The following is a 24,077-nucleotide window of genomic DNA, read 5'->3' as shown; positions in this document are numbered from 1 at the left end:
TATTTTTTTGACTAGCAATGAGATAAACCTAAATTGATATTTTAATTTTTGAAGTTAACCTATCGAAATATTGGCATTAACATAAATAAACAGCCATTATTCAATTTCACCTTTTACCAAAGGTACAAATTTTACTTCGCCCATATTTTTCGTTATATAACTATCGCCACTACGCTCAATTAATTGTAAAACTTGATGGTTTACTCCTACGGGTATCACTAATCGACCTTTATCTGCTAATTGTTTAACAAGATTAATTGGTACTTCAGAAGCGGCTGCGGTAACAATAATCCCATCAAAGGGACCACGCTCTGGCCACCCTAACCAACCATTACTATGTCGAGTAGCAATATTGTGAATGTCGAGTTGTTTTAAACGACGTTTAGTATTCCATTGTAAACTTTTGATTCTCTCGATCGAACAAACGTGATCAACTAACTTTGCCAAAATCGCCGTTTGATAACCTGAACCCGTCCCTATTTCAAGAACTTTTGAATCGGGTTCAAGCTTTAACAATTCAGTCATTCGGGCAACGATATAAGGTTGTGATATAGTCTGTCCACTACCAATGGGCAAAGAACGATCATCATAAGCTTGATGAGAAAGGGCTTCATCAATAAAATGCTCTCGAGGTGTTGAGGCTATCGCGGCTAATACACGTTCATCTTTGATTCCTTGCTGACGCAATAATTGAATTAGAGACTGCATTTTTAAACTTTGCATGTTAGTTACTCATTTCCTGTAATCAATTCTCGTATTACACTTGTTGCATAACAACCTGATGTTAAATAGAAGTTAATCTCAATACTATTATCATTTATCCATTGCCAATTAAGTTGCTGAGGACGCAATAATATCGAACGTCTTGAGGTTTCAAGACGCTCTTTTTTAAATAATTCAGTAAATAGTGACCAGTTGACTAAACATTTTTGCTCAAATTCAAGTGAGCAAGATTGAGTACCAAGTTGAGAATCCCCTATCATTGGAGCAGTAATATTAACTTCCCCGTTTAACATCCGAGATTGTAACAATGAAAGGTCATTTGATTGCGCAACAAACCAACTTCCTCGTTGAGCTAATTGCAAAATATCACCTTCTAAAACGGTTTGATGCAGACCTTGTTCGATACGTTTACTGACAACATCATTAAAAATGGCACTTCGTGCTGCTGAAAGATAAAAACTTCGTTTTTTACGATCTTTAACGGTAATTTCACCATTAGCCCATTTTAATGCTTGAATTATATTATTATCATCTCGACCAAAGCGCTGTTCGCCAAAATAATTGGGTACGCCATGTTGTTTAATGGAAGCTAATTTTGATTCAAGTTCAATAGTATCACTTAAGTGAGTTAGCTTTATTTTAAAATAATTACCTTTTAACGCACCTATTTTTAATTTTTTATTATGCCTTGTAACCTTTAAAATCTGACAGCCTGCCAAATCAAAACCAGTAAAATCAGGTGATTCCTTTCCTGGCATATGTAAACTGAACCATTGCCGTGTCACCGCATGGCGATCTTTAAGACCGGCATAACTCACCAATTTAGACGAAATACCGACATATTTTGCTAACTGTTCAGCAACAAAAATAGTATTATAATCTTTTTTTTCAAGATAAACTAAGACATGTTCACCTTCGCCAGTTAATTCAAAACCAAGATCTTCTGTCACTACAAAGTCTTCATATTGTTGCTTGTATTGTCCCGTTGTCTTCGGCTTTCCATATAAAAAATTAAGTTCTGCTAACACGAATAATGCCTATTATGTAAATGAATCAATTTAACGTTTTTGAGAAAGTAATACTACCGCTTCACATGCGATACCTTCTTTGCGACCAGTAAAACCTAGTTGTTCAGTCGTTGTGGCTTTAACACTGATTTGATCAAAATGAACATTGAGATCTTCAGCAATATTAACTCGCATCTGATCAACATGAGGACGCATTTTGGGTTCTTGTGCAATAATAGTGGTATCTAAATTGACCAACTGGTAACCTTTTGCTTGAACAATGCCATAGACCTCTTTGAGTAATATTCGACTATCAATACCTTTATATTTAGAATCAGTATCAGGAAAAAGTTTTCCAATATCGCCTAGTGCTAATGCGCCAATTAGCGCATCAGTAATCGCATGTAACACAACATCACCATCAGAGTGTGCAACCAAACCATATTGATAGGGTATTTTTACGCCAGCTAAGGTGATGGGCCCTTCCCCTCCAAATTTATGAACATCAAATCCGTGCCCTATTCGCATAAATCACCTTTTTGCATTTGGTTAGTTAAAAAAAATGAGGCCAGAGCTAAATCTTCTGGATGTGTAATTTTTATATTATCCCGACGGCACTCAACTAATAGAGGATGTCCACCAGCATATTCAATCGCTGAGGCTTCATCAGTAATTGGCACATGATTATTTAAAGCAAGTTGTAAACAAGACTTCAACTCACCAACCTTAAATAGTTGAGGCGTTGCAGCCCCCCACAAATACGTACGATCTTCTGAAGATTCGATAACGTTGTCATTGGTCCGGTAAGCTCGTTTGACAGTATCACTGATACGCGTTGCTAAAATAGCACCTTGTTGTGTTTCAAACACGGTGTTTATCAAACGATTTATATCATTATGATCAACACAAGGTCTGGCTGCATCATGCACTAAAGCCCATTGTTTATCATTTAAAACCTGTAGCCCAGCTAAGACTGAATCAGCACGCGTTGAACCACCTTTGACAACATGAATTCGAGGATGAGTTGCAATAGGTAGAGTTGCAAAAAGATGATCTTTAGCATGGATAGCAACAATAATCTTGCCTATTCGTGGATGAGATAGTAACTTTTGTAATGTATGTTCTAAAATGGTCATTGAACCAATTTTAAGATACTGTTTAGGCGTTTGGCTATTCATTCGGCTACCAATCCCAGCTGCCGGAACGATTGCAATAATATTACTCGTGTTGTTCACATAATGCCTTATTATTGATGAGAATTTGAGTCGATAATGATTCGGTAAAAATATTCATTAGGCTTAACCATGCCTAAATGGCTACGTGCTCGCTCTTCTATCGCTTCTGAACCACGTTGCAAATCATTAATCTCGGCAAACATCTGTTCATTACGGACTTTAAGTTTATTGTTTTGTTCATGCAAGCTTGCAAGCATTTGCACATTTTCTTGATAATCATAGACATTATTTTTTCCAAACCATAAAGAGTATTGCAGATAACCAAGTAACATCAGCAATATTAATACTATTTTCCATTGCCTCATACGTTTAATTTTACCTTTAATCTAGATACATTTTACTGGTTTAGGTAATCCAGCCAATTTCGTTGCTTGTTTTGCTGGACCTTCTGGGAATAATTTATATAAGTAACGGCTGTTGCTTTTTTCTGGTCCAAATTTTTTTTCTAATGCTTTGACTAATGCTCGAATCGCAGGTGACGTTTTATATTCCAAATAGAAATCACGAACAAACAAGATAACATCCCAGTGCGCCTGAGTTAATTCGATCGATTCTTGTAATGCCAGTTCTGGCACAAGTTCAACAGACCAATCCTGCCAATTTTTTAAATAACCGTTATCATCTGTTTTTATCTGTTCTAACATTTTTTTAGTACGCTGTTTTATTTTCTGGATATTATACTCAATTATATGCAATCCAACACTAATTTTGATGTTTAAAGTCACAGTATGGAGCCAATAATGCTTAAAATTGACGAAAATTAAAGCAAACAAGCTTTTTTTCAAAAATAGCTATTTACAAATAAGTCCGACTCCTTTAATATTCACAGCCATTGCGGAAGTGTGGCTGAGCGGTTGAAAGCACCGGTCTTGAAAACCGGCGAGGGGCGACCCTCCCAGAGTTCGAATCTCTGCGCTTCCGCCATTTTTCAATTCAATGTATTGAAAAAGGTGAAGTTTTTAGTAACGTCGAGTATTTCCCCATTTTTCTATCCATGCTAAAATCGTTAATAATTATTAAATAGTTATAATAATTTTAAAATCTGTATATAGTAAATTTTTATAACAACATCGAATTTACCTCAATTCTTTTTAATTGGACGTTAGACCTGTACAATTTCTTCATATAAACTTATAACATCAGTGACTTTTATTCCATAAAATTATGTTATATTAATAATAACAAATTCATTCTTACCCTGAATCACCTTAGGATAAAACTTAGGAAAAATTCCCCAGTTTAAATGCAATAACCAGTACGCAATTATTGGTCAAAAATATTAATTTGGCATATAAACTACCTTTGCAAAATTGCACTTAAATTAGTCGAAGTTATATTACTTAAAACGTCCATTAAAATGAGGGCACATAATTGGTAGGTACTATTAATATTTAAGTGATTTTTATTAATCCCATCAAATACTACCAAATTTAATTAAACTATTTATTTTGAGAAAACTATAAGCATATAAAGACCAGTATTTTATTGAATTTTTAATGAATCTGATCTTGAAAGAAAAAATAGAATAAACAAGATTCATTTATAAAGAAAAAATTGTTGAGCAAGCAAGTAGAACAATAAAATTTAAATTAACATTGCCTGAAAGCCTAAAGGGGGATGAACTAAATAACATCACAGTTGATATTATTTCGATAACAACCTTACTATTTTTCCTGATCTAGTAGCAAATTCTTTACTATATTTTACAGAAAATTGCAGAAAAACAAAAAATGATGATTAATATGTACCATGATAGCCAATCTTCAGGTTGTATTATATTACGGATAACTAAGCCTTATGGCCTTCGCGGTAGCTTTCACATCTTAGCTAATGTAATGCACAATCCCAAGCCCTAAATTTCTTGAACACCTCAGTGATGTGTTAGGGTAAACCCACTGAAACGAATGGGATCAGCTCTCCTACGAAATTCGTTTAAACTTGCATTCTACGACTTAGTCCTATTCCGAGCTCAGCATGGCTACAAAGAAACAAACATTCATTGCATGCCTATGCCTTCGCTATTTTTGTATTCTCCATTTCCGACAAAATCTTTATAAACTTTTAAGTTTTCTTAAGCTTTAATCTAATGCTCAGCAAGTTTAACCGCTTTCATGTCTGATGTTTTACATTTTTTATCTTGTAAAATACCAACGCCAAAATCCATTTTAAACGCTTGTTATTATCTATAAATACTTAATTAAACGAAAAATGGAAGTCATTTTACAATCAGCAATATTTGAATCCATAAAAAATTATTCTTGGTAATATTTTATCATTTTCAATGCTTCAACAAGCCTTGAGATATCAACCAATTGAAGACAAGCTAAGCTCAACCTTCCATTAGTAAGAATATAAATAGCGTATTTTTTTGCTAATTCAGAAATTTCTAAAGTTGTAAGGTTAAGATTGATAAACATCCCATTACTGTTCTGATTTGTCACTAATTTATCTAATCCCACTTCAAAAAGAGCCTCGAGTAATGCTTTCTTACGTAAATGTAAACTATTAGATAATTGAGTTAATTCTTCATACCATATAGTTGCTAATGTTTTACTTCCAATGACTTTTGCAACTTTCTTTGCGATATTCTGAGGAGGCATTGAGTATGTTGAACGCACAATCTGTTTAGCATATATTTCAAAACCCTCTACAATTTTGTTATCCTTAGCAAAACAAGTCAATGTGCCCAGCCTCTCACCATAAAGTCCCAAGCTTTTCGAGAATGAATTAACAACAAAAAAATAATCTAAGTGCTTATACAACGGCAACAGAACATTTTTATCTTGTTCTATACCATTAGCCAATCCCATATAGGCAAAATCCACAACAACCGACACTTTTTTGTCTTTTGCTAAAATTGCTACAATTTCCCATTGTTCTAAGCTTAAATCAACGCCTAAAGGGTTATGACAACAACCTTGAATGAGAAGAATATCCCCACTTTCCATTCGAGAAATAGATTTTAACATTAGCTCGAAATCCAGTTCCCCATTCTCATTCAGAGAATAGTGATAATAGGAAAAATCTAAGTTAGTATTTTTGGCAATTTCAATATGGTTACCCCAAGTAGGACTGCTAAACCATACTCTACGGCACTGCTCAAATCGTTTGAGAATAGAGAAAATTAACCATATTCCTCCTGATGCTCCTATTGTTTGAACAACAGATTGATAATACTGGTTGGATGTTTGAATGCTCAACAAAGAAGCAATTTCTCTACGAAATGTATTTTCGCCAAGTATAGAGAAATCAATGTTTTCTTCATCTATGATTGAAGCATTAGGACTGTTTAAGACGGTAAATCCCGTTGTTTTATTAATTTCACTTTCAAAATACCCAAGACATAAATTCATTATATTCTCTCGATTATCTTTAGCGATTAGGGATGCAATCTCTGCTATGGGATCAAGTGTGATCTTATTTTCAATATAAAACATACTAATTGTTCCTAGATTATTTCAATACGTTATTTATTTTTCACGCAAATTGATAGCACAGCCTTTGCAATCGAGTCAGCATCAATCATAAAATCAATCCAGTGTGATGGACGACTACTTCCTGATTGCATAAACCAACGTACATGCTCTGTGGGAATACCTAATACAAACAGATGGTTATGAATTGTCCCATCTGCACCAATTGGATTAAAAGGGGAGGGAGTTACATTAACGCCACCCGTTTCGAATACATTGCCTTCTTCATCTCTATTTATGAAGGGAGTGTAAATTCCACGTTCATATAATTTAATAGTTAGCGGGTTTTTGTCCTGCTGGAGATTAGCAATAGGAACTCGAGCATCGATTAATGTTGTGACTTTTTGTTCATACTGCTCAAGCATATCTGATAATAGAATATAGCAGTGTTCACCTATTTCAAATCGTGCTTTAGGCGGTGCTATCGAAACTATCCCAACTTTAATCAGTGCCAAAAGTTGTTTTATGCGAAACAAAGGTGGACCAGCTGAAAGCAATGTGATGATAGGAACATAATCATGGAGGAACGATTGATGTGTGTCTGGAGTCAATCCCCCAAAATCAATAGCCTCACGTAAACTATCACGAGAATAACGCAATACATCTAATGCACTTTTTAAAGGTGAATTTACGTTCCCATCGATAGCTTCTGATAAATCAGACAATAATAAATCGATTAAGTTTTTTTCCCATTCCTCAACACTATTGAAAATTTGCTCATCAAAAGGTCTTGCTAGCCGTTTGAGATCAAGCGGTGTAATTTTTTTACTTAATATCTCCGAGGCAATTGATGCTAATAAAACACTATCTTCAACTTGCTGTTCTTGGATCATTGTAATAAATTGATCTGCAGCTATCCGACCGAGTTGATTAAAAATAAGTTGTCGAAAATAAATTAAGTTAACTTCAGCTTCTAATAAAGGCCAAACATCATAATTGAAATCTAAGTTATCTGCCATTTTCTGACGTAAAACCGCAATCTTCTCAATTGTGAAAATGATACCACTGAATTTATAATCAGCTGGTTTCTGATTGCGTCCTCTAGCTAAAATGGGTAAACCACTTCGCGAACCACAATATAAAATCGGTTCTTTTCCTGAAGGAAAATAAATTATTTGATTATTATCAGATTCTATATATTTACCACCACGCCCTTCTGTTAATTCAGCGATAATATCAAAGAATGAAAGACCTATACCAATAACACCCACCTTCTCTTGGGGATATATAGATGTAAAATCCATTTCATTTGCTGAATCGCTGGCATAAAATGTTACTTTATTATCAGTTTTTGCAAAGTCTTCCAGCTTTTTAAAATATCCTTGATATTTGTTAGTAGAGTGACCAGTAGTTATTACTACCGCTCTGTTAATCCAAGAACCATGTTGCTTTGATACAACAAGATAGCTTTCATTCTGCTTTTCAATATCAATAATAGTATCCTTGTATTCAATTAGTTGTACATTTTTAGGAAGGTTAGATAATATTGTTTTATATAAAAAATATAAGTACTCACCATAATACTTTCTTGGGGCAAATCCCTGATAATCATCAAAGTCGCTATATTCATTTTTCCACCATTCGGCAAAAGAAGGACCACATCCGGGTGCTGCTCCTTCAATAGGCCCATGGCCAGAAAATGCAGAAATTTCCGTAGATAGTGTGTTCATAATGTAACTTTTACTTTGCGAACTATCCCAAATTCGCCCCTGTCCAATACACCGATCATCGACTACAATGATATTCAATTGTTCTGTTAATTTAATTTTATTAAGACGAGCAACTAGTCTTTCAAGAACAGACATTCCACGCGGACCAAGCCCGATAATAGTAATAGTATTTATTGTCATTTTTTATTCCTATATTCAAATAATTTTATTTTATTTAATGATTTCATGGTTTCTTTTACATCATCAAGATTATCTATATAACGTTTCTTAACGATTGGCTCAATTTTTAATTGAAATATTTCGTTTTTGGTAGAGACCTGTTCTTTGACTAGATCTATTCCGATTTCCATGTAATGATCATTAAGTAATTGTGACCAAAGTCTTTCAATATCATCTTCTTTTAAAATTAAAGGTAATAGATCATTAATCGAAGCATTTTTATAAAATATATCGCCAAAGCTTGGGGCTATAATGATTTTAAATCCCCAATCTTTCAGCCCCCAAACAGCAAACTCACGCGAAGAACCAGTCGCAAACTCACGACCTGCAACTAAAATCGTAGCACGTTGATATTTAGGATTATTCATAATGAAGTTAGGATCTTCTCGCCAATCAGCAAACAACGAATTTTCATGCCCAAATCTAGTAGGTTTGTAGCAAAATCTGGCAGGCATAATTTGGTCTGTATCAATATTGTTTTTAAGCAGTGGCATCCCTCTGCCGCGATAAAATTGTCTATTCATTATTTAGTAACTCTAGATCATCTACTGTTGGAATGTGGCCTTTGATTGCCGAAAGTGTTGCGATTCGTGGGGAAGTAATATGTGTCCTAACTCCAATTCCTTGTCTTCCCTCAAAATTTCTATTACTGGTTGAAACAACTCGTTTACCTGATTTTAATTTATCACTATTCAAACCTACACAAAGAGAGCATCCAGAAAGGCGGCGAAAGTCGGCGCCTGCTCTTTCAAAAATTTTATCCAATCCTTCCTTCACTGCTTGTCTATAAACAGCCATTGAACCAGGTACAATCAACATATTTACATTAGAATGAACTTCGTGATATTTAAGAAGAGATGCTACAACTCTAAGATCCTCAATACGTCCATTGGTACAAGACCCAATAAATACATTAGTGATTGGTAACATGGAAACAGTTTCTCCTTCATGTAATCCCATGTATTCAATAGCCTGTCTAGCAGCTAGACACTCGCTTGGATCATCAATTTTTTCAATAAAAGGGAGCTTTTCTCCTAGTGATATTACTTGAGAGGGATTTGTCCCCCATGTAATCATAGGTTGAATTTGTTCGGCATCAATTTGGACATATTTATCGAATTTTGCTTCTCGATCAGTGGCATAAGACATCCATTCTTGAATCATTTCTTGAGAAACTTTTATTTGACGCTTTGCTAAAGCTTTTTGAAGATAGCTAATAGTAGTGTCGTCAGGAGAGATAATTCCTGCACTTGCACCAGCCTCAACGGTCATATTACAAAGTGTCATGCGTTGTTCCATCGAAAGTGATGAGATTGTACTACCTGTATATTCAATAATATAACCCTGCCCACCTCCAGTTCCTATTTTTCGAATGATCGAAAGTGCTAAGTCTTTAGCATCAACATTCACTGATAATTTGCCATCAACTTGTATACACATTGTTTTAAAAGGGATTGCTCGTAACGTTTGGGTAGCTAAAACATGTTCTACTTGGCTAGTTCCAATACCATATGCTAAAGCACCAAATGCACCGTGTGTTGTTGTATGAGAATCACAGCAGACTAATGTTATTCCAGGTATCACTCTGCCTTGCTCAGGTGCAATAACATGGGTTATCCCTTGCTCGTATGAACCCAGTTTATTATGCTTGATGCCGTGTAATTCACAATTTCTTCGTAAGAGGTCAATTTGAGTCCATGTTAAAGAATCTTTATTCATATCAATAACAGACGTTGTAGGTGTATTATGATCTTCAGTTGATAATGTTCTATCGGGTCTATGGACCTTTATACCTTTTTCTTTTAATCCTTCAAACGCAGGTGGAGTATTAATTTCATGAAGAAGATGCAAATCTATATAGATAAGAACTTCTCCCGCTCCTAAAGAGTCAACAATATGTGATTGCCAAATTTTCTGAACAATTGTCTTAGGATTCATCGACTTCACCAATAGATGCTAAAGGCTCTTTATTTCTAGGAAATAAAATAAAACATAATAAAGCCGAAAATGTTAAAATAGCTACAGTTGCCCATACAGCTCTCCATCCGTAGACATATGCGACACGGGAAACTAGAATAGGGGTTAGAAACGATGAGATAAATACAGTGGTGCCTACCATACCTAATGCAGTACCTGCACGATTAACGCCTGCTCTAACAGCCGCTTCGGTGTAAGCAATACCATGCCAGGCGTGGCCAAACAAGCCGGTTAACACAAGAAATACAACTCCCATATACGTGTTACTTACCATTAAACAAAGCACCAAAGAAGTAATTCCACCAAGGATAGCGAAATACTTTAACAAAGGAATACGATTCTTTTTTCTGTCAGTGTAGTAACCGGACCAAATCCTAAGTATTCCTCCACCTATCTGAACACCAATGAGAATAATAGAAATCGATGCTAAATCTATATTTAGAACATCTCGCATATAGACTCCCCCGAATGTAAGTACTGCCATTTGAGGTACAGTTAGAAAACCAGCAGACATAACAATTTTCCATACTTCAAAACTTTTTAATGGTGAAGATACTGAGAGAGTTGATTTGTCTGTATATTTTAATTCGGTATGCTTAGAATTGATAAAGAATACAACAACAAGGCCGACAATAAAACCTATAGTGGCTAATACAATAAAAGTCACTTCAAAACCATATGTATAGGCTAACCAAGGAAACAAACCTGTTCCAATTGCACCTCCAACAGGGATTGCAGTTTGGCGTATACTCATAGCAAAGCCACGCTCACTATCATCAAACCACGACATTATCGTTCTACCTGATGATGAGTTAATGCTACCACCAAAGATTCCTGCTATTGCTAAAGTTCCTGCCAAGTGTAAATATTTAACACCATCATACGAAGCCTCCGGAGTAAGTGATACAGCTATTACAACAAATACTCCTGCTGATGACCATAAACCTAGAGTTAGAACTGTCTTGTCCCCTAACTTATCTGTGAGGATTCCCCAAATTATCTCTGAAGCCGCAACACCCAGCCCCATAGCACCTAAAACAAAACCAAGTTCATATAATGAAAAATTATAAGCATCTCGCATTAAAATTCCTGTTATAGGAATACCAGCAAATCCCATTGCAAATGTTGCTTGTGCGAGCACACCAACGCCAAGCACAAACCAACGATAATTATCTTTTTTATTCATTTTTTCCTCAATTAAATATAGTCAATTGCAATTAAAAATAGTTGGTTATATTTAGGGCTTATATCCCCTAAATATATAGTTCAATCAATTTTTTTTACGGGTTCTAACCAAATAATCAAGCTGATACATCCAATATCTGATGCCCATGACTCATGCACAGAACCAGGTCTAAGTAATATCAGATCATTTTTTTTCACTGTACCCATTGATGTATGCATTTCACCCTCCAATATATACTTTAACTCAAACCCTGTATGTAAATGCAGAGGGCTATATCCACCTTTGTTATAACGAATAATTGCTCCTGAGGCTCCATTTGATTCTTCACCTTTAAACAACCAATGGACTTCTGCATTTGCACGCCCATTAGTAACAATAGGTTCGAACTTAATGTCTTCTTTGCGTAGTCTTTCACGGAGCGTTCCAATTAGGAGCCTTGGTAAAATTTCAGGTAACTGATCAATTTTGAATGGTAAGGTCATAATTTATCCTTACCTCAATTATCGATAAAGCAAGTTGGATCGTTCACTGTTGCCCAGTTTGAATATTCATGAACTTTAGACGTATCAGAAAAACTATAAGTTTTTAGTAACCAACGTTTACGTCCTTGTTCTGGATCGTTGACATCTATCCACTCTCGATTATGGATGCCTGTTTGATTACCAAAAATTAACATTTCTCCTTTTTTAATCATATGACGTAATTTTTCAGATTGACTCATTGCATCTTTTAGTTCCAGCAGAGCTTTAATTGCTCTAATATCATTAGGATCTTGAGGGCGTGTGAATGTGTCTTGATAACGAATTTCATCTTTTTCAAGTAAAATTGCATGTATAGTGGAACTATGCCAATTTTTGTTACTTTCTCGAGAACGGTCATCGACATCCGTTTGAAATATTTTTTGAGATAATATTGAGATGGTTTTTTCGCTCAAATGTTTTTTTAACTCTTTAGCATCGATGTAGTTAGTATAAATAAGCTCAGATTCGTTAACACGTAAACCTAACAAAGATACATAATCAGCTCTTACCATATGATAAGAACGATCGCAGTGATAAATTAAGTCACCATCGGTAAAACCTGTTTTTTTACCTTTGAATTTATTGAAAGAAACTAGATCGGTAAAATAATCACCATTATTACGGCTTTGATATGAAAATAAAGGGGCGCTTAGAAGTTGGGATATGAGTTCCATGAAACCTTCACTAATGAATGTATTTTTGGCTAGATATTTATGTTCTGTTGGATTATCTAAATTAAGCTCAGGTAATTCATGCTCTATTGGGCAATTACCCAAGATATGAACATGATTACCTTTCTCTGTACGATCAGTTATGATTGCATTGCAGGCATATATCAAGCTTTCTGGCACAACACCTTTAGCAATAATTGTGGAAATATATTTCTTAAATGCAGGATAATCACTATAGGGATTATTTGTATTTAATGTTAAAAGTTGATCAAGCTGTTCTTTTTCACTCTGTGCAAATGTAAAATTTAATTTCATGCATATTTCCCTATTTAAAAGTTAATTCATTAATGGTAACAATATTTGCAATTTTGCTAATAATGTGGACGGCACATTCATGGCTATGTTTATCCGATGAAGCAATACAATCTTCAAGGACTTGCACATTATAATTTCTGTCATGCGCAGAAAGCGCTGTTGAAAGGACTACAAACTCTGATGAAACACCTGTTAAAATAACTTCCTCAATATTATTCAGGCGAAGCAACATATCTAAATTGGTATTTAAAAATGGATCAATTTGATGCTTGGTAATAACTGACTCTCCTTCTTTTGGCAAAAGTTCATCACAAATTTGTGTTGCCCAACTGCCTAAGATTGCTTGTTCTTGCCCTTTAACATGTTTAAATAGTTTAGAGTTAGGTAACCACTCAGCATAATTTTTACTAAAACCAAAAACTACGTAAATGATCGTCATGTTATATTTTCTTGCTAAATCTAATACTCTTGTAATATTTTTAATGATATTGCGTTCTTTTGATTGCTCATAAAACCCATCATGTCCAACACTACCTTCTGGATGAACAAGTTCATTAATAACATCCAGAACCAATACAGCTTTTTTAGTCATCATTTAGTCCCTGCTGTATTGAGAAACAAAGCTCTCAACTTTTATTTCTAATTCAGAAAGCGTTAAACAAGTATTTTCGAATCGATTATTAATACAGTTCTCATAAAGATCATCAAGTAACTTAGGCTTAGCTGCAATACCCTTTTTATCGAGTAAATGTTTTATTATCGACTTACCTGAATGGCGTGAAACAAATAATTCACGTTGGCGATTAAAAATATTTGGTTTAACAAACTCATAGGTGTTTGGATCAGCGAGAATACCATGTTGGTGTATTCCCGCAGCAGTACCAAATACATAAGGTCCAAAAATGGGTTGATTTCGAGCTGTATCCATAAAAATAGTGCTACAAAGCAATTGGTATACATTATATAGTTTACTTAATATGATATCGGTATAAACATGATAAATATCGCGTTTAAAAAATAACGTTGAGGCAACGGTTTCTAAAGATGCGTTTCCAGCTCGTTCTCCGATACCGCCTAGCGTTACCTGCACTTCATCAGCACCAGCTTCAATACCAGCAAGAGTATTCGCTAATGCAAGACCCAAGTCATTATGACAATGAGTTGAAACACTGATATTTTCCCCCACTTCTGATTTAATAAACCGGATAAGATTTCCAAATTCGAAGGGGGAAGAGAATCCAGTGGTATCAGCTAAAATAATCTGATTAGCACCAGCATCTACTGCGGCATGAGCCATTTCTTTCATAAAATCATAATTAGCACGACTAGCATCTTCAATACCAACAGAAATACGACAATCACTATTTTGATAAACAAAACGAACGGTATTCATCATTTCATCAATAGATTGTGCGCGAGTAATATTACGTTTATTCCTTAAGTGAATATCACTACCTGTAGCCACGATCTGAATAGTATGGTTTTTACTTCTACCAGCTGCATCAAACGCAAGTTGTACATCTTTTTCCAACGTTCGAGAAAATGTTGCAATCCCTGATAAAGTTAATTCCTGACTAATCAACTTTGTAGCTTCAAAATCAAATTTAGATGAAGCAGGAAACCCCGTTTCAATATGATTAACTCCCAAGGCCTCTAACTCTAAAGCTAAATTAAGTTTTTGTTTTGGATTCATCGCATTTTGTGGCGCTTGTTCCCCATCTCTTAACGTTGTATCCAGTATAGATATTTTTCTCATTTTACCCTCTTTTTTTAAAATAACATACATACTGGTATGTATTAAATCACACAAACAATAACTTGTACACAAATAAAACAAAATAATATATTTTAATATTTACAATAATTTAACTAATTGTTGCTTTTAAAATGTCGTGGTGTATTATTACATAATATACATACTAATATGTATTTATTAAAAGTAATATAAACATAAACGGAGATAATTATGATAAATGTAGCTATTAATGGTTTTGGTCGTATTGGGCGTAGTTTTATGCGTGCGTTGTATGAGAGTTCGCATAATATCAAAATTGTTGCGATCAATGATTTAGGTTCGATTGAACAACTAGCACATCTTTTAAAATATGATACGGCTTTTGGACGTTTTGCTAAAAGTGTCGAAGTAAAAAAAGGTTGCTTGGTGATTGATGGTCATGAGATTGTGGTATATCAAGAGCGTAATCCTGAAAATCTCCCATGGGCGAAACACAAGATCGATATAGTACTAGAATCAACAGGTGTCTTTAACGATGGAAAAAAAGCTCAAGCCCATATCAAAGCCGGGGCTAAAAAAGTTCTCATCTCTGCGCCTGCATCAAATGTTGATTTGACTATTGTTCAAGGTGTTAACAACCACATGTATAATAAAGATGAACATCACATTATTTCAAATGCCTCATGTACTACAAACTGTTTAGCTCCGTTAGTTAAAGTATTACATGAGCATTTTGGTATTAAATCGGGATTTATGACAACTATTCATGCTTATACACAAGATCAAAATCTACAGGATGCTCCACACCGTGATATGAGGCGAGCGCGTAGTGCTGCTCAAAATATTGTTCCTACATCAACAGGTGCTGCGCAATCAATTGGTATTGTCATCCCTGAGTTGAATGGAAAATTAGATGGTAGTTCTGTACGGGTTCCGGTAATTACAGGATCAATGATAGATCTAACTCTAAATCTAGAGAAAGAAGTGACAGAACAACTAGTAAATGATACCATTAAACAAGCAACCAGCTCTAAAAAAATAGATGGTATTCTCGTTTATACAGAAGATGAAATTGTATCATCAGATGTTATTAAAAATTCAGCTTCATCTATTTTTGACTCTAAACTCACTAAGGTTATTGATGGAAAACTACTCAAAGTTGTTAGTTGGTATGACAATGAATGGGGGTTTTCAAACCGTTTAGTGGATACTATTTTACAGATTAAATAAATAATTAATTAAAATCATACTATCGACTGATGGTATGATTTTTATGGTGAAAATGAATAATAAACAAAATTCCAAAGATAAACTAATTAAAGCTATGGCTGATCTTCTATTAGAAAAAGGTCTAGCTGCTACTAGCCCAAGAGATATTTTAACTCGTGCTGAAGTCGGTCAAGGTAGCCTTTACCATTATTTTAATGGTAAAGAGGATCTGTCCCTATATGCAATAAAATATAACGTAGATCAACTAATAAGTTTTAATGCTTCAGTGCTAAATACAGATAAAAATGCATATAATAAACTTTCAGATCTGCTATTAAGAGCTCGTAACATAGATAGAGGATGTGTAGTTGGTCAAATGGCTCGAGATAGAGCTATTATGGAAAACAAAAAGTTAGCGTCAGAGGTTAATCGTGGATTTGAGTCTATGAAAAAAACGCTAGAAAGTCTTATAAAAATTGGGATTGCTGAGGGTAGCATTTCTAATATTCTTGCACCATTAGAAGCAGCAACGCTCTTAATGTCTGCTTTGCAAGGTGCGTATATTTCTGCAAAAGGATTGCAAGATGATTCCTATTTCCATCTAACTATTAATACATTATTGAAGATATTTACGCCATAACATAAGTTTTACAATCCTGTTTTTTTACTTGTTTTTATCAACTCCATTTATTACTAGTCGTGGACAATATGATTGTTTCCACTAAAAAATTGAACTGATGTCGTCTCTGGGGTTTAGAAAAAAATCGCAGGAAAAATTTAATGCTAAAAATTCAGATAAAAATTTAATGAAATAAATATAAAGATATAAAGTTAGCACTTTTATTTAATCCAGCACTTACATCATTTTTTCAATTAAAATCAGATCTTTTTATTTTTTTATGTACTTTTATTCTGATTTTTTAAAATAATTAATTATTGCGTCAGTGGTGGAATTTTTTCTTAAGTTTTTTCGCCAAATTAGAAAAATATCGATTTTTAATTTTAAATCTTGACTCCTAATTAATTTTTTATATGCAACTCCCTCAACTTTTGCTTGTGTCATTGACTGAGGCAATAGCATCATTCCTTTACCTAACGATACTTCAAGTAACATAGATAAATTATCTTGTAGTTCTGCACGCCGTACAATTGGAAGTTTGAGCGTTTTAAATACTCGTTCACACTGTTCATAAAAAACAGGATTTAAGTATTGTTTAAACCAAAAGAGTGGTAAATCGGTCACATCATCAAGATCTACTCTTTCTTGCTTACTACAGGGGTGACTAGTAGGTAAAACTAAAATCATCGGTTCTTTATAGACTAATAGCGAATTTTCGTTGATATCTCTCATTTGATAATCAGAAACAAAAGCAAAATCAATATTTTCTTTTTGTAGCTCTAACAACAGCTCTTTGGATGTGTAGTTGTGTTTATAAATTTCGGTTTCTTCGCTAAAATCCGACAAAAATAATCTAAAGTAAGGAATAAAGTCAAAACAAAGTGTTTTAGTTGTCCCTAGCACTACTTTTTTCACTTCTCTCGATTTGATCGATTTGGTTATGGAACAAAGATCATTTAATAATCGTGTTGCTTTTGATTTAAGATCTTCTCCTTCTTTAGTTAAAACCACATTATGGGAATTTCTCAAAAAAAGGGTGACCTTTAACTTTTCTTCTAAATCCCTGATTTGAATTGAAAGCGGTGGTTGGCTTACGCCTAACTTTTCAGCCGCTCCTCTAAAACTACGTTCTTCACAAACTGCTACGAAATACTGCAACTGCTTTATAGTAGGTAATCTTTTACTATAAATATCCACTATGCCTTAAACCTCTATACATTTAAATCCACATAATTTTCAATATGTTCTTTGAAAATTCTTACTCTATTAGGCATGTAATTTCTATCCTTAAATATTAAATAAATAGGTCTAGTGCTGCCAATCCAATCTGGTAATATTTGTATCAACTCCCCCTTTAATATACTATTTTTGACAAATTGAGATGGGACAAAGCAAATTCCCATTCCTTCTTTTGCAGCCTCAATGATCAGTTCCGTATCATCCATGACTAAACATGGGATTGACCTCACTTCATAATACTCATTTTGGGTTTTATTGGTCAGTGACCAAGTTAAATTATGATTAATATTGATTAAATTTTTATCCAATAAATCAATTGGATGAGCACAACCACCAATTCGTTCTAAATATTCTTTAGAGGTACACAATATATTTTTGGATAATAAGATTCTTTTAGCTACCCAACTGCTATCGGTTAGATCTCCTACTCGGATAGCAATATCAATATTCAAATCAGCCAAATCGACAACTTTATTAGTTGCCATCAAATCTATTTTTATATCCGGGTATTTTTTCATAAAAGAAAAAATACACTTACCAAACCATTGATGTGTCAGGCTTATTGGTGCTGTTATTTTAATTGTGCCCGATAATTTTTTATAATAATCATTTAAATTTTCAGCTGTTTCGACAAACTCCTCTACTAAATTGGTAAATTTAGCAATATACATTTGTCCCAATGTCGTCAGCGTTATTTTTCTACTGCTTCTGAACATCAAAAGACCACCAATAGCTTCTTCTAACTGAGTTAAGCGCCTACTGATTGTCGGAGATGGTATTGAAAGCTTAGTTGACGCTTTAACGATACTACCTTCTTTAATTACATTAACAAATATGAGTAAGTCATCGATTGATAATTTCATTTTTGGAATTTAATGTTGTTATTTTGATCATAGTACTATAAATGAATTCTAAATAGAATGAAAAATAGTTTATTTATAATTTTTTATTTTAAGAGGAAAAATATTCATGAATATATTTGTTACTGGTACAGAAAGTGGAATTGGTCATCAAGTGGTAAGCATTGCTTTATCACAAGGGCACAAAGTTTTTGCTACTTATCTGTCAGAGAAAAAAATAAACGAGCTTAATTCAGAAAGTTTATTTACTTACAAACTTGATTTGACAGATCCACTACTAATTAAGAATGCAATTTTAGAAGCTGGAATACATTTGGGAACCATAGATGTTTTAATAAATGTCGCTGGAGTATCATATTTTAACGATCCTTTCACAACAACAGATACAGAGTGGGTAAATACACTTAACGTCAATGTAAGTGGATATTTTTTCTTAACCCGTGGAATACTTCCTTTTTTGAAAAAAAGTCAAAATCCTCACATAATTAATATTTCATCAATATGGGGATTAAAAGGAAGTAAAGATATGTATTCTTATTCAGTGTCTAAACATGCAGTACAAGGTCTTAGTGAAGGATTAAAAGAATATTGCAAGCCTATAGGTATTAAAGTTTCCAATCTTGTTTTGGATAAAGTTGACACTGATTTTAGAGAACATATGGAAAAATATATAAGTTTTAACGATGAACAAAAATCTCGCATGCTTAAACCAAGTAATGTTGCTGAAATAATCATGTTTTTAATTAATACGCCGAAAGAGTTATTAGTGTCATCAATAACGTTAGATGCTTTTTTATGGAAATAAGGAAGATTAAAATGAAAAACAATAAATTAGCTTTTTTACTTGTCACTTTATCTGCCTTTTTTTGGGGTTCTAATTTTAATGCGGGCTCGATTGTTGTGGCATCTGTCACCCCTCTTACAGCTGCATCTGAACGTTTTATTATCGCTGCTATTGCCATTTTTATTTTTATGCTTATTAAAGATAAAAATAATATCATTGCATTTAAATCAAATTGGAAACCGTATACTCTTCTTGGTTTATGTGGTATCACCGGATTCAATTTGGCTTTCTTTATGGGATTACAAACAACATCTCCGATTAATGGTGCACTTATCATGGCAACGTCACCTATCACAACAACGTTAATTGCGTCAATTGTTGATAAATATCGAGTGTTATGGTCACAAGTAATTGGCATGTTAATAAGTTTGGTTGGTGTGATTTTTGTTATCAGTAATGGCGATATTAATAATATTATCAAGTTGCATTTTAACCGTGGTGATTTAATCATTTTATTGGGTAATTTAGCCTGGGCAATCTATACTGTCGGATGTCGTAAATTTATCAGCAACTCAACACCACTACAAACCACAAGTTTTACCATGTTAATAGGTACAGTAGGCATTGTTCTATTTACAATATTTCAGGGTAATTTAGTGAATGCAATCATTAATATTTCATTGTGTCATCACTTAATACTTATTTACATGGGAATAATTGGTTCAGTACTGGCTTATTTATTTTGGAACGTCGGTATAAAAAATCTTGGTGCGGCAAAAACGTCTGTATTTTTCAATTTAGTCCCCGTTTTTACTCTATTATTGGCTTTTATAAATGGCTTGATACCAACTGCTTTACAGTTAATCGGTGCTTTCATGGTGATTGGTGGCGTTATAGGTGCAACAGGTGCGTATAAAACTGTTATGAAAAAGGATTAATCAAAACGATGTAATAAATATATTCACAAACTGATTTAATAGTGTGGCAACTGACCACATTATTGAACAAATATCTTTATTAGCGAGTTTTGTCATGGCAATTCAGAGTATCACAATACAATAATATGGCGATAACAGATTAATCATAATAAAACTCAATACCCATCTTTTTAGATCAGACAAATGGAATTTAGTTATTCAAATCCTTGCGTCAATATCAAAACACACTCTCATGAATGATTTGTGTATAGCGCTCTGCCTTTCATTCTAAATTTCTAACCATCATCACGAAATCATATTAAGAAAAACATTTAATTATCAATTAAATCATCAAGTTAAAGTTTAATAATTCCAATCAAATTCAATCGACTTAACACAGAAAATATTCTCTTTGATATCAATTTCATATCACAAAATAAGTATTTTTGTATTTTGTTATTTCCGTTTAGTCTTTCAACAGTTGTACAACTAATGATCACTTTTGTATATCAGAAAGAGGAAATAAAAAATGCCATCACAATATTTATTAATAAACCGATATCCTGTAAAAAAAGAAAAAGGACAGGAAATTGAAACATTCGCTTTAACCAAATCTAAAGATCTTATCAACAAACATAGTTTTTATATTTCTGATGATAAAGAAGAATTGATTGAATTTATCGCGTTAGGCTCGTTAAATGAATTAGCAGATTACGAAAAAAGTTTTGCACAGGATTTTACCGAATATGCTAACTATCTGTGCGGCGATATTAAGCGTGAATTACTTTTTTATGTTGAAAGTCCTATCCGTTCCGTTACTGTCATTCCTCAAACAAATTTTGTTCAACTTCGTCATGTCGAAGTATTACCTACAGCCTATAACGCTTATTTAAAATGGCGCAACGAAACTATTTTCAATGTTGTTAAAAGTAACGCTGACAAAATCACTTCTTTTGATGCTTATCATTCACTCATTAGCCAAATTCCTGGCGTAATGTTTATCTCATGCTTTAACGGAGCTATTGAAGATTACATAAAACCATTTACAGATGAGCATTACAAAACGATTGTTGCACAAGCAGGAGACAGCTACATCACCGGTGGTAAAGAAGGACTTTATACAAAAATCTATAGAAAATTAGGTGGTTAATAGATTTCCACTATTAATTATAAGGAGAATCATTTTGAATAAATTAGTTGTTGTTGGCGATAAATTCAATGAATTTGCAAAACTTGATGGAACGATTACGTTAAGCCAACTTGCCATAATGGCACAAATGCCTGCAAAAGTTTTTAACATTAAAAATCATTTATTTCCTGGATTGGGGTGTAAAAATGATGAAATAAGTAAATTTAACATTAGCAACAATAGCCCTGAACATTTGGATTTGAGTTCATTATTTTCATTTTATGGTAATAATTTTGCACCGAATATTTATACTCATCAACACAACACTTATAACGTGCTAATCGGTCAAGCAAAAAAATTGGATCAATCTAATTTTGAATTACCTTTTATTCTTGATGAAAGAAATATGCTTATGGGTGATCATCAAACTGGTAGTCATGTACAGGGAATGATTATTACTGAAGCTTTCAGACAAACTTTTATTGCAATAACAGAAGAATTTTTTCTCGCAAAAGAAAATAAAAAAGACACCTATTTTGTCATCAATGAAATGAATGTCAATTTTGAAAACTTTTTATTTCCTTTACCAGCCATCATTCATTTTGAACTTCTCGACATAGACCAAAATAATTATCGGTCAAAGTTGAAAGCCAAAATAACAATCAAACAGGCAAATAAAATTTGTGCCACGATGTTGACCAGTTACGTGGTATATCCGGCGAAAGAACTTTTAGAAAAAGAATCAAAGTTAGCTAAAGATGCAGTGGCTTTATATTTGACTGAATATAAAAGTTTTATGGCATAAAAAAGGAAAGCGTTATGTCAAAATTCCAATTAATTCCAACAACACAAGGCCCTTTATATCCACCTTCTGAAGTGGTTGATAAGCACGGTAACTTTGTCGTTGTAGGAAATTTAATCAAGGAGAATAATGCCATCTCGTGGGGGATGGCGTTAGTTTCCCCAAAAAGCCAATTACCCAAATTTGGTGAAACATGTGCTTATACAATTACTGAAGAATTAGATATAAAAAATGAAAAAAGACTCGCAGAAATAGAGCTTTTTACATTACCGCTTCCGCTACCTTTAAATAATTATCCAATGGTCTTTGCACCGGAACAATGCCCTAATGCTTCACAAATCCAACGCCCTAGTCTTCCATTAAGTAATGGTTATATCTATGACTATCGGGAAAATGACGGACTTCGAAAACTCAATAAAATTGTACTGAGTGATTGGTTAAAAGCGCAAGGAATACTTGATGTAACCATTGATGGTTCCGTTGCTCGATTTGATTTTAGTTTTAAAAACTTAATACCAAATAGCCTTTACACCGTAATGAGCTTAAGAGAAAAAGATCTTAATCCGCAAGAATTAACCCGCCCTGGGCCTTTAGGAATTCCTAATGTTTTTGTGACTGATAATAACGGTTTTGCTAACTATTATGCCATTTTGAACAATCCTTTTCCAAAACATGAAAAAGACAGTAATCGAATTATCAACGTCATTGTGCTGTTCATGAGTTCACAACAGTCTTATGGCGGTGCAATTGGATATTTTGGACTAGGAGGTGATGTCCATGCCCAACTCAAATTGAGTCAAATAGATTTATTTGACCATTTAATTACAACCCCAATTAAGGAGAAATAACATGCCACATATCAATATTATCAGCTGGCCGATATCTGATGATGAAAAAGCTAAAAAATTACTCGAGGAAATAACAGTTGCGACGCATAAAATTTTAGGTTGCCCTATCGATAAAATCTCGATTAGCCTTCAAGAAGTTTCCCCTTCACGGTGGTCAGATGCAGGCGTGATAGGAACTGATCCTAACTTTCTAACCAAAAGCAGGGCTTATATAAGTAAGGACGCTGAGCATGATGCAAACAAAAAGTAATACAAATCAAGCTATAGCTGCATTTTTTGATGTGGATGAAACACTTATAACGATCAAAAGTATGTTTAATTTTTTTGAATATCTGTCTGAAGTAAAAAAACTTCATGATCTCAAAGTTCAATTTGATGACGCATTCAAACAAGCAAGAGCTAACAATCGACCAAGAGAAGAACTCAATTCCATGTACTACCAATTACTTTCGGGTATGAGCATGGATGAACTATTTTCAATCGGTAAGATTTGGTTTGAGCAAAATGTTGTCAACAAGAATGCCTTTATTCAAAAAACAGTTGATCGCTTACATCAACATCAAACTAGAGACGAACGAACAGTATTTGTTTCTGGGTCAATGCTACCGCTTTTAAAACCGATTGCTGAATATTTAAAAGTCGATGACATTTTGTGTGTTAATCCGGTTGTTGACCAACAGCGAATTTTGACAGGTGAAATTACAGGGATACAAACTATTGGAGCGGGTAAAGCCACCGCAATCGAAAAATTTGCCTTAGAACAAGGAATCGATTTAAGCAGTAGCTACGGGTATGGAGATGATATTTCTGATTTAAATATGTTGTCTTGTGTCGGTCATTCTGTTTACGTCGGCGATCATCCTACGATGTTACAACTTGCCAAACAAAATAACTGGCAAGTTTTATGATTTAAAAAAAGCAATGTTAAAGATAATTAA

The 24,077-nt window shown here is 33.9% G+C and carries 26 protein-coding genes and 1 tRNA gene; 10 read left to right on the top strand and 17 right to left on the bottom strand.

Annotated features, from left to right (window positions below; genetic code table 11):
• Positions 1-96 precede the first annotated feature (96 nt).
• From J3U35_RS01880 to J3U35_RS01855, 6 genes are read right to left on the bottom strand one after another with little or no spacing between them, the layout of a single operon-like run.
• Positions 97-723, bottom strand: a complete 627-nt coding sequence (locus J3U35_RS01880; protein ID WP_267351587.1) for a protein-L-isoaspartate(D-aspartate) O-methyltransferase — start codon at positions 721-723, stop codon at positions 97-99.
• A 5-nt stretch (positions 724-728) separates the two neighbouring features.
• Positions 729-1,751, bottom strand: coding sequence for a tRNA pseudouridine(13) synthase TruD (gene truD / locus J3U35_RS01875; RefSeq protein ID WP_267359170.1), 1,023 nt, complete (start codon positions 1,749-1,751; stop codon positions 729-731).
• A gap of 30 nt (positions 1,752-1,781) precedes the next feature.
• Positions 1,782-2,258: a 2-C-methyl-D-erythritol 2,4-cyclodiphosphate synthase gene (gene ispF, locus J3U35_RS01870; protein ID WP_267359168.1), complete on the bottom strand. Its 477-nt coding sequence runs from the start codon at positions 2,256-2,258 to the stop codon at positions 1,782-1,784.
• Positions 2,249-2,965, bottom strand: a complete 717-nt coding sequence (gene ispD, locus J3U35_RS01865) for a 2-C-methyl-D-erythritol 4-phosphate cytidylyltransferase (RefSeq protein WP_267359166.1) — start codon at positions 2,963-2,965, stop codon at positions 2,249-2,251. The genes ispF and ispD overlap by 10 nt, the downstream gene beginning before the upstream one ends.
• An 11-nt stretch (positions 2,966-2,976) precedes the next feature.
• The gene (ftsB, locus tag J3U35_RS01860) at positions 2,977-3,270 is read right to left on the bottom strand and encodes a cell division protein FtsB (protein WP_267359165.1); all 294 of its coding nucleotides are present in this window, start codon (positions 3,268-3,270) and stop codon (positions 2,977-2,979) included.
• A gap of 21 nt (positions 3,271-3,291) precedes the next feature.
• A complete protein-coding gene (locus J3U35_RS01855; protein WP_065559132.1) occupies positions 3,292-3,609 on the bottom strand; it encodes a TusE/DsrC/DsvC family sulfur relay protein in 318 nt (105 codons plus the stop codon).
• 192 nt (positions 3,610-3,801) lie between these two features.
• Here J3U35_RS01855 and J3U35_RS01850 point away from each other — a divergent pair.
• Positions 3,802-3,889 (top strand) — tRNA-Ser (locus J3U35_RS01850).
• A gap of 1,328 nt (positions 3,890-5,217) precedes the next feature.
• On the opposite strand, the gene J3U35_RS01845 is transcribed toward J3U35_RS01850, so the two are convergent.
• From J3U35_RS01845 to J3U35_RS01805, 9 genes are all read right to left on the bottom strand, one after another.
• On the bottom strand, positions 5,218-6,402 hold the full coding sequence (locus tag J3U35_RS01845; RefSeq protein WP_267359164.1) for an aminotransferase class I/II-fold pyridoxal phosphate-dependent enzyme: 1,185 nt from the start codon (positions 6,400-6,402) through the stop codon (positions 5,218-5,220).
• 29 nt (positions 6,403-6,431) lie between these two features.
• The gene (locus J3U35_RS01840) at positions 6,432-8,288 is read right to left on the bottom strand and encodes an FAD/NAD(P)-binding protein (RefSeq protein WP_267359162.1); all 1,857 of its coding nucleotides are present in this window, start codon (positions 8,286-8,288) and stop codon (positions 6,432-6,434) included.
• The gene (gene leuD, locus J3U35_RS01835; RefSeq protein WP_267359160.1) at positions 8,285-8,851 is read right to left on the bottom strand and encodes a 3-isopropylmalate dehydratase small subunit; all 567 of its coding nucleotides are present in this window, start codon (positions 8,849-8,851) and stop codon (positions 8,285-8,287) included. The genes J3U35_RS01840 and leuD overlap by 4 nt, the downstream gene beginning before the upstream one ends.
• Positions 8,844-10,265, bottom strand: coding sequence for a 3-isopropylmalate dehydratase large subunit (gene leuC / locus J3U35_RS01830; protein ID WP_267359158.1), 1,422 nt, complete (start codon positions 10,263-10,265; stop codon positions 8,844-8,846). Before leuC ends, leuD begins: the two co-directional genes overlap by 8 nt.
• The gene (locus J3U35_RS01825) at positions 10,255-11,490 is read right to left on the bottom strand and encodes an MFS transporter (RefSeq protein WP_267359156.1); all 1,236 of its coding nucleotides are present in this window, start codon (positions 11,488-11,490) and stop codon (positions 10,255-10,257) included. The genes leuC and J3U35_RS01825 overlap by 11 nt, the downstream gene beginning before the upstream one ends.
• An 80-nt stretch (positions 11,491-11,570) precedes the next feature.
• On the bottom strand, positions 11,571-11,972 hold the full coding sequence (locus J3U35_RS01820) for a cupin domain-containing protein (RefSeq protein ID WP_267359154.1): 402 nt from the start codon (positions 11,970-11,972) through the stop codon (positions 11,571-11,573).
• 14 nt (positions 11,973-11,986) lie between these two features.
• Positions 11,987-12,997, bottom strand: coding sequence for a TauD/TfdA family dioxygenase (locus tag J3U35_RS01815; protein ID WP_267359152.1), 1,011 nt, complete (start codon positions 12,995-12,997; stop codon positions 11,987-11,989).
• Positions 12,998-13,007: 10 nt separating this feature from the next.
• A complete protein-coding gene (locus tag J3U35_RS01810) occupies positions 13,008-13,589 on the bottom strand; it encodes a cysteine hydrolase family protein (RefSeq protein WP_267359150.1) in 582 nt (193 codons plus the stop codon).
• A 3-nt stretch (positions 13,590-13,592) separates the two neighbouring features.
• Positions 13,593-14,753 (bottom strand): LeuA family protein, encoded by a 1,161-nt coding sequence (locus J3U35_RS01805; protein WP_267359148.1) that lies wholly within the window; start codon positions 14,751-14,753, stop codon positions 13,593-13,595.
• Between the two features lie 207 nt (positions 14,754-14,960).
• Here J3U35_RS01805 and gap point away from each other — a divergent pair, with 207 nt between their 5' ends.
• Positions 14,961-15,962 (top strand): type I glyceraldehyde-3-phosphate dehydrogenase, encoded by a 1,002-nt coding sequence (gap, locus tag J3U35_RS01800; RefSeq protein ID WP_267351765.1) that lies wholly within the window; start codon positions 14,961-14,963, stop codon positions 15,960-15,962.
• 52 nt (positions 15,963-16,014) lie between these two features.
• Complete coding sequence (locus J3U35_RS01795; RefSeq protein WP_267351595.1) at positions 16,015-16,581, top strand: TetR/AcrR family transcriptional regulator; 567 nt, start codon at positions 16,015-16,017, stop codon at positions 16,579-16,581.
• A 267-nt stretch (positions 16,582-16,848) separates the two neighbouring features.
• Here J3U35_RS01795 and J3U35_RS01790 read toward each other — a convergent pair whose 3' ends face one another.
• Positions 16,849-17,757 carry a LysR family transcriptional regulator gene (locus tag J3U35_RS01790; RefSeq protein WP_267351597.1) on the bottom strand — a complete coding sequence of 303 codons (909 nt, stop codon included), beginning with the start codon at positions 17,755-17,757 and terminating at the stop codon, positions 16,849-16,851.
• Between the two features lie 14 nt (positions 17,758-17,771).
• Entirely contained in the window at positions 17,772-18,662 is an 891-nt protein-coding gene (locus tag J3U35_RS01785) for a LysR family transcriptional regulator (protein ID WP_267351599.1), read from the bottom strand.
• Between the two features lie 106 nt (positions 18,663-18,768).
• Here J3U35_RS01785 and J3U35_RS01780 point away from each other — a divergent pair, with 106 nt between their 5' ends.
• The 7 genes from J3U35_RS01780 (at position 18,769) to J3U35_RS01750 (ending at position 24,047) form a co-directional block, all read left to right on the top strand.
• On the top strand, positions 18,769-19,464 hold the full coding sequence (locus J3U35_RS01780; protein ID WP_267359146.1) for an SDR family oxidoreductase: 696 nt from the start codon (positions 18,769-18,771) through the stop codon (positions 19,462-19,464).
• 11 nt (positions 19,465-19,475) lie between these two features.
• On the top strand, positions 19,476-20,381 hold the full coding sequence (locus J3U35_RS01775; protein WP_267351603.1) for a DMT family transporter: 906 nt from the start codon (positions 19,476-19,478) through the stop codon (positions 20,379-20,381).
• A gap of 508 nt (positions 20,382-20,889) precedes the next feature.
• Positions 20,890-21,510, top strand: a complete 621-nt coding sequence (locus tag J3U35_RS01770) for a hypothetical protein (protein ID WP_267351605.1) — start codon at positions 20,890-20,892, stop codon at positions 21,508-21,510.
• 34 nt (positions 21,511-21,544) lie between these two features.
• The gene (locus J3U35_RS01765) at positions 21,545-22,294 is read left to right on the top strand and encodes an AfsA-related hotdog domain-containing protein (protein WP_267351607.1); all 750 of its coding nucleotides are present in this window, start codon (positions 21,545-21,547) and stop codon (positions 22,292-22,294) included.
• Between the two features lie 14 nt (positions 22,295-22,308).
• Positions 22,309-23,139 carry a hypothetical protein gene (locus tag J3U35_RS01760; RefSeq protein WP_267359144.1) on the top strand — a complete coding sequence of 277 codons (831 nt, stop codon included), beginning with the start codon at positions 22,309-22,311 and terminating at the stop codon, positions 23,137-23,139.
• 1 nt (position 23,140) lies between these two features.
• Entirely contained in the window at positions 23,141-23,389 is a 249-nt protein-coding gene (locus tag J3U35_RS01755; protein ID WP_267351611.1) for a tautomerase family protein, read from the top strand.
• The gene (locus J3U35_RS01750) at positions 23,370-24,047 is read left to right on the top strand and encodes an HAD family hydrolase (protein WP_267359142.1); all 678 of its coding nucleotides are present in this window, start codon (positions 23,370-23,372) and stop codon (positions 24,045-24,047) included. The genes J3U35_RS01755 and J3U35_RS01750 overlap by 20 nt, the downstream gene beginning before the upstream one ends.
• Positions 24,048-24,077: the final 30 nt, after the last annotated feature.

This window comes from Gilliamella sp. B2717, from assembly GCF_026536675.1.
GTDB lineage: Bacteria > Pseudomonadota > Gammaproteobacteria > Enterobacterales > Orbaceae > Gilliamella > Gilliamella apicola_I.
The sequence above is the reverse complement of the archived record's forward strand: the minus strand, read 5'-3'. Positions and strand labels throughout refer to the sequence as shown.

Bases quoted from the DNA above. Each gene is read 5' to 3' on its own strand.
- J3U35_RS01750 (WP_267359142.1), top strand. From the start codon at position 23,370: ATGATGCAAACAAAAAGTAATACAAATCAAGCTATAGCTGCATTTTTT.
- J3U35_RS01805 (WP_267359148.1), bottom strand. From the start codon at position 14,753: ATGAGAAAAATATCTATACTGGATACAACGTTAAGAGATGGGGAACAA.
- J3U35_RS01840 (WP_267359162.1), bottom strand. From the start codon at position 8,288: ATGACAATAAATACTATTACTATTATCGGGCTTGGTCCGCGTGGAATG.
- J3U35_RS01755 (WP_267351611.1), top strand. From the start codon at position 23,141: ATGCCACATATCAATATTATCAGCTGGCCGATATCTGATGATGAAAAA.
- J3U35_RS01770 (WP_267351605.1), top strand. From the start codon at position 20,890: ATGCCATCACAATATTTATTAATAAACCGATATCCTGTAAAAAAAGAA.
- J3U35_RS01880 (WP_267351587.1), bottom strand. From the start codon at position 723: ATGCAAAGTTTAAAAATGCAGTCTCTAATTCAATTATTGCGTCAGCAA.
- J3U35_RS01825 (WP_267359156.1), bottom strand. From the start codon at position 11,490: ATGAATAAAAAAGATAATTATCGTTGGTTTGTGCTTGGCGTTGGTGTG.
- ftsB (WP_267359165.1), bottom strand. From the start codon at position 3,270: ATGAGGCAATGGAAAATAGTATTAATATTGCTGATGTTACTTGGTTAT.
- leuC (WP_267359158.1), bottom strand. From the start codon at position 10,265: ATGAATCCTAAGACAATTGTTCAGAAAATTTGGCAATCACATATTGTT.
- J3U35_RS01820 (WP_267359154.1), bottom strand. From the start codon at position 11,972: ATGACCTTACCATTCAAAATTGATCAGTTACCTGAAATTTTACCAAGG.
- ispF (WP_267359168.1), bottom strand. From the start codon at position 2,258: ATGCGAATAGGGCACGGATTTGATGTTCATAAATTTGGAGGGGAAGGG.
- J3U35_RS01760 (WP_267359144.1), top strand. From the start codon at position 22,309: ATGTCAAAATTCCAATTAATTCCAACAACACAAGGCCCTTTATATCCA.
- J3U35_RS01815 (WP_267359152.1), bottom strand. From the start codon at position 12,997: ATGAAATTAAATTTTACATTTGCACAGAGTGAAAAAGAACAGCTTGAT.
- J3U35_RS01810 (WP_267359150.1), bottom strand. From the start codon at position 13,589: ATGACTAAAAAAGCTGTATTGGTTCTGGATGTTATTAATGAACTTGTT.
- J3U35_RS01785 (WP_267351599.1), bottom strand. From the start codon at position 18,662: ATGAAATTATCAATCGATGACTTACTCATATTTGTTAATGTAATTAAA.
- J3U35_RS01775 (WP_267351603.1), top strand. From the start codon at position 19,476: ATGAAAAACAATAAATTAGCTTTTTTACTTGTCACTTTATCTGCCTTT.
- leuD (WP_267359160.1), bottom strand. From the start codon at position 8,851: ATGAATAGACAATTTTATCGCGGCAGAGGGATGCCACTGCTTAAAAAC.
- J3U35_RS01855 (WP_065559132.1), bottom strand. From the start codon at position 3,609: ATGTTAGAACAGATAAAAACAGATGATAACGGTTATTTAAAAAATTGG.
- J3U35_RS01795 (WP_267351595.1), top strand. From the start codon at position 16,015: ATGAATAATAAACAAAATTCCAAAGATAAACTAATTAAAGCTATGGCT.
- J3U35_RS01780 (WP_267359146.1), top strand. From the start codon at position 18,769: ATGAATATATTTGTTACTGGTACAGAAAGTGGAATTGGTCATCAAGTG.
- J3U35_RS01845 (WP_267359164.1), bottom strand. From the start codon at position 6,402: ATGTTTTATATTGAAAATAAGATCACACTTGATCCCATAGCAGAGATT.